Source organism: Bradyrhizobium sp. WSM1743 (assembly GCF_000473065.1).
GTDB lineage: Bacteria > Pseudomonadota > Alphaproteobacteria > Rhizobiales > Xanthobacteraceae > Bradyrhizobium.
This window is the reverse complement of record NZ_AXAZ01000137.1, coordinates 1-4318: the sequence shown is the minus strand read 5'-3', so window position 1 is coordinate 4318 and position 4318 is coordinate 1. Positions and strand designations below refer to the sequence as shown.

General features: G+C 57.7%; 2 protein-coding genes and 2 pseudogenes. 2 read left to right on the top strand and 2 right to left on the bottom strand.

What is annotated here, in order from left to right; translation table 11 throughout:
• Window positions 1-227 precede the first annotated feature (227 nt).
• Window positions 228-582 (top strand): annotated as a pseudogene (locus tag YU9_RS50590) (transposase); the annotation flags it as partial.
• 131 nt (window positions 583-713) lie between these two features.
• On the opposite strand, the gene YU9_RS0138005 reads toward YU9_RS50590, so the two are convergent.
• Window positions 714-3167: an FAD-dependent oxidoreductase gene (locus YU9_RS0138005; RefSeq protein ID WP_027577373.1), complete on the bottom strand. Its 2454-nt coding sequence runs from the start codon at window positions 3165-3167 to the stop codon at window positions 714-716.
• Between the two features lie 218 nt (window positions 3168-3385).
• Here YU9_RS0138005 and YU9_RS0138000 point away from each other — a divergent pair, with 218 nt between their 5' ends.
• On the top strand, window positions 3386-4018 hold the full coding sequence (locus YU9_RS0138000; RefSeq protein ID WP_084299222.1) for a cupin domain-containing protein: 633 nt from the start codon (window positions 3386-3388) through the stop codon (window positions 4016-4018).
• Window positions 4019-4074: 56 nt separating this feature from the next.
• Here YU9_RS0138000 and YU9_RS43980 read toward each other — a convergent pair.
• A pseudogene (locus YU9_RS43980) lies at window positions 4075-4318 on the bottom strand (IS5/IS1182 family transposase); the annotation flags it as partial.

Here is a 4318-nt window from a genome sequence, read left to right as displayed (position 1 = left end):
GCCCGGAACAGGTCGTTCGATCCCGTCGCCTTGTGCTTCTTCGGCCGCATCGTCCCCTCCGATGCACCACAGAATCACGGTCCGCAGCGAAAGGGAATCCACAAATCAAACTGCAGGGTTTGAGCGGCTCAAGCGCCCAATCCCTGCAATCTCAAATGCCTCCGCATCCGAAAAACAGACTCTCGCTCAATCGCTTAGAGACTTGTTCACGGACGACTGACAAGCGCGCGCGGACACATGGCCGCTGCCGGCGCGGCGAACGCCCGCGCGCCGCCATTCCGCACGGCCATTGGAAAACGACAACCTGCGTAGCTGCTCTCACCACGCACAGCTCATCGCTCCTTAGGTGCTCGACGGCCCCATCAACCGCGACGCCTTTGAGACATCGAAAAAGTGCTCGTCCCGAGCTGCCCGAGCACGCCATCCTCATCATGGACAATCTGTCCAGCCACAAAGGGCAAAGGGCCAAGCATACGCGAGATGATCGAGGCGGCCGGCGCCACGCTCCTCTATCTCCCGCCGTACAGCCCCAACTTCAATCCCATCGAGAGCGCCTTCGCCAAGCTCAAGGCGCACTTGCGAAAGTGCCGTCGAGCAACTTGGCGACTACTCTGACGTATTCGATCCCGCCGTGGAGAAGGCGCCATGAGGTCAGCAAAGTTCACCGAAAGCTATGCCAGTCGACGACTTGAAGTTTGCAGGACCCTTGGAAGCTACGCAAGAATCTTCGAATTGGAAGGATCATACTGTGCAGCAAGTTGCGCTACGGCCTTGTGGCGCGCGCCCGCCACCTCGATCTCGAATTCTGACTCGGCCAAAAACGACGCGTCGACTCCGTCGGCGTTCTCGACGTAACCCATGCCCAGGGAGGCGCCGATGCGATGCCCATAAGCGCCGGAGGTGATAGATCCGACAAGGTGGCCGTCAGCCCATACGGGCTCCTGATGATACACAAGGGGGGCATCCGGTTCGACCATCCGAAATTGCACAAGCCGCCGGCGTATTGGTCCTTGTTCTTTCTGCCGCAACAAGGCGTCGCGACCAATGAAACCTCCCGGCTTTTCCAGCTTCACCGCAAAGCCCAGACCCGCTTGGTAGGGTGTATCTTCGGGACCGATGTCATGGCCCCAATGCCGATAACCTTTTTCCATGCGCATGGAGCCGAGGGCGAAATAGCCAGACTGGCACAAGCCATATTCGGTGCCGGCTGCGATGATCGTGTCAAACACGTGCGCCGCAAACTCCGCAGGAACGTAGAGTTCCCACCCGAGCTCGCCCACGTACGTCACCCGGCTCGCCCGCACTTTCGCATAACCGACCTCGATTTCCTGACTGGAGGCGAATGGGAAGGCCGAATTCGAAAGGTCGCAAGCTGACAGCCGCTCGAGCAGCGGCCGCGCATTCGGCCCCATAACACCCAGCATTGGCAGTCCCGATGTAACATCTCGTATAAAAACGTGCGCGCCTTCCGGGGTGTGGCGCCTGAGCCAGGTGAAATCCCGCGCCTGCGACATCGCTGCCGTCACGAACAGGTACGAATCCTCCGCAAGTCGGGTGACAGTAACGTCCGCCTCTATGCCGCCCCGTTCGTTCAGGCATTGCGTGTAAACGAGCTTACCAACTGGTACATCCACATCGTTGGCGCAAATCCGGTTGAGGACCGCACACGCATCCCGTCCGTCAACCATATACTTGATGAAACAACTCTGGTCGAACAGCGCGACCTGCTGGCCCGTGTTGCGACACTCGGCGCCGACGATGTCAAACCAGTTTTGTCGACCGTATGAGTACTCGATTTCGCGGGCTTTGCCATTGAGTGAGAAGTACCCTGGCCTCTCCCATCCGGCCGCTTCCGTCATCACTGCTCCGAGTGCCTTCAACCGATCATGGAAGATGCTTTGACGAACGTTGCGCGCGGTGGCGTACTGACGATAGGGCCAATGCATATCGAACAGGAGACCAAGGACTTCCTTCGTCCGATCGTAGAGGTACGTCTTGTTCGATTGGAAAGGCTGCATCCGGAGAACGTCGACATCAGCGAGATCGACCGGGGCGTGGCCCTCCTTGATCCAAGAGGCGAGCGCCTTTCCAACGCCCCCGGAAGACAAAATGCCCACCGAATTGAATCCGCTAGCCGTAAAAAGTCCCGATACTTCGGAAGTCTCGCCCAGCAAATAGCGATTATCCGGCGTGAAGCTTTCGGGCCCATTGAAAAATAGCTGGATGCCAGTTTTTTCGAGCACCGGCACCCGGTTGATCGCCATGTCGAGGATCCGCTCGAAATGTTCGAAGTCCTCAGGCAGGGAATCGAAACAGAATTCCTTCGGTATGCCCTCGCGCGCCCACGGCTTCGCTTCCTTTTCGAAGCATCCGACAAGGAGTTTGCCAGCATCTTCCTTGTAGTAGGCCTCCTCATCCGTGACGAACAGAACCGGCAGGTTGCGCGGCAACTCCGGGATTGTCTCAGTGACGACGTAGAAGTGCTCTGCCGCATGAAGGGGCAAGGAGACGCCATGCTCCGCAGCGAATTCGCGAGACCACATGCCGCCGCAAATGACTACGTTTTGAGCACGGATATCACCTTCGCTCGTCGAAACGCCGACCGCACGCCCGTGCTCGACCAAAATGCGGTCGACCGACAGGCTCTCCACGATTTTTGCACCGCCCATACGTGCCCCTTTTGCAAAGGCTTGCGTGACGTCGGCCGGATTCACTTGGCCGTCTTTAGGAGCCCAGATCCCGCCGATAACGCCATCAAGATTGAGGAGCGGCCAGCGCTCCTTGATCTCGGCTGGCGAAACGGCATGCATCTCAAGGCCAAAGTTGCGGCCCATCGAAGCGCCGCGGAGCAGCTCTTCGAGGCGGCCAGGAGTTTTGGCAAGTCTCAGAGCACCGTTCTGCTTGAAACCCGTTTCCTGCCCAGTCTCCGAACTGAGATTATGAAATAGCTCTCCCGTGTATTTCGCGAGCTCTGTCATGTTTCGGGTGGCGCGCAATTGCGTCACGAGGCCCGCAGCATGCCAAGTCGTGCCGCACGTCAGCTGCTTCCGTTCCAGCAGGACAACATCGCTAACGCCTATCTTGGTGAGATGATAAGTGACCGAACAGCCCGCGATGCCACCGCCGATGACTACGACTTCAGCCTTTTCCGGAATTCTTGCCGCCATAGGGAAACCTAGTTTGTGAACTTTTGCCGCATGAAATAGAATAAAAATGAACTTTGCAAGAATAAATGATAGTTCAAGCTGGATTGGAGTGGTTGCATCCGGTTTGGCGAAGGCGGCGCGTTCTATGGCAGGATAGATGTCGCGATATGGGCGGCTATGTGCCCCAATCGACGTATTAAGGAGCGAAGATGAGTTCGATTATCAGGAGGACATCCAGAATGCTGCGCCCTTCCAACCTGGAGGGACTGGCGGAACAGGCTGAGCAGCCCGTCGATATAAATCAGTTACTGAACGTCGGCAGTCGGATTGGTGTAGAGATCAAGAACCTGCGCAAAGCGCGGGGCACCACGCTCGACGCACTTAGCGATAAGGCAGGCTTATCCAAGGGCTACCTGAGCCAGATCGAGCGCGGGATCTCCAGCCCTTCTGTCAAAGCTCTTCACAGCATCAGTCGGGCTCTAGGCGTTACGATCAGCTGGTTTTTTCTGCCGAACACGGACGACGACGACAATTTGCGTGACTATGTTGTCAGAGCAAGCTCGCGCCGAAAGCTGACGTTCGTAGGAGGGGTGACTGACGAGCTTTTGTCACCCAATCTTGGCCGGCAGCTCGAGCTTCTGCGATGTACGTTCCCTCCTGGTTCCGAAAGCGGCAGCGAACCCTACACGCATCAGGGCGAGGAAGCTGGCTTCGTTATTTCAGGTGAGCTCGACCTTTGGATCGGCGAGCATCATGTCACGCTTAGCGCAGGTGACAGTTTTGCCTTTGCAAGCAATCTTCCTCATCGATATGCCAATACTAGCGATCAAGAATGTGTGGTCATATGGGCGGTCACGCCTCCGAGCTATTGAACGGGAGCAGGCATCTCGGATTCTATCGGAGGCGTCAGGACAGAATCAGTCGTCCGTTAAGAAGCCGGATTGAGCTTGGGTGGACAGGCGAGCGTTCGCGATAGGCAGCCCCAGGAACAGGCACAAGAGTTCTCTGAGCCAGGCGAGGATGCGGCGGAAGTTGTGGCCCACTGCTGAGAGCACGACGTTAGCGGCGTCGCCGGCGCGGCCCTTGAGGTAGCAGCGGCCGAGGTGACCTTCGGCCTTCAGGTGTCCGATGGGCTCGATCGCGGAGCGGCGTCGCAGCTCGCGCTTGATGGT

Excerpts from the sequence above, each read along its gene's own strand:
- YU9_RS0138005 (WP_027577373.1), bottom strand. The coding sequence starts at position 3,167 with ATGGCGGCAAGAATTCCGGAAAAGGCTGAAGTCGTAGTCATCGGCGGT.
- YU9_RS0138000 (WP_084299222.1), top strand. The coding sequence starts at position 3,386 with ATGCTGCGCCCTTCCAACCTGGAGGGACTGGCGGAACAGGCTGAGCAG.